The organism is Psychrobacter glacincola (assembly GCF_904846215.1).
GTDB classification, from domain to species: domain Bacteria; phylum Pseudomonadota; class Gammaproteobacteria; order Pseudomonadales; family Moraxellaceae; genus Psychrobacter; species Psychrobacter glacincola.
This window is the reverse complement of record NZ_CAJGZK010000101.1, coordinates 1-563: the sequence shown is the minus strand read 5'-3', so window position 1 is coordinate 563 and position 563 is coordinate 1. Positions and strand designations below refer to the sequence as shown.

Genomic DNA, 563 nt, shown 5'->3' with positions numbered 1-563 from the left:
GAGCGACAATTTGTCTGCGCAGGTAGATTGAAATTGCTGATATTTAACCTCATCTATTTGTTATCAAAGACATTTATGCTCGATTAAAGATACGCATAATGAATAAAAATAAATAGGATAATAATATGGCAGGTGGCTGGTCAAGAGATGGTGCTGAGCATGAGCAAATGGATGCGACCGTTAACGATGCGCTAGAGCGCGCACGCCGTGCATTACCGACAGGTAAAAGTGCAGAGTTTTGTGATGAATGTGGTAAGGCGATTCCAGAAGCTCGCCGTATCGCAGTACCGGGTGTGCAGCATTGTGTTGGCTGTCAATCTGAGCTTGAGCAAGAAGCAAAAGCTGCGGAATTGTTTAATCGCCGTGGCAGTAAAGACAGTCAGTTACGCTAATAAAACCAATGCTGCTTAATAAAAGAGCCCCCACTATCTAAATAGTGTGGGCTTTTTTATTGGTTCTATTTTTATCAACAATTTTTCTATCACTGCAATAGATGGCTATGCAATCATTAGCTATAGTATCAACAGCTATAGTACCAACGCCATGAGTACATGGTCATAGGC

1 protein-coding gene is annotated in these 563 nt (G+C 41.7%); it reads left to right on the top strand.

The genetic code is table 11. From position 1 onward, the window contains the following. The first annotated feature begins 125 nt into the window (after nt 1–125). Nucleotides 126–392 (top strand): DksA/TraR family C4-type zinc finger protein, encoded by a 267-nt coding sequence (locus JMW90_RS13615; protein WP_011512508.1) that lies wholly within the window; start codon nt 126–128, stop codon nt 390–392. Nucleotides 393–563 lie beyond the last annotated feature (171 nt).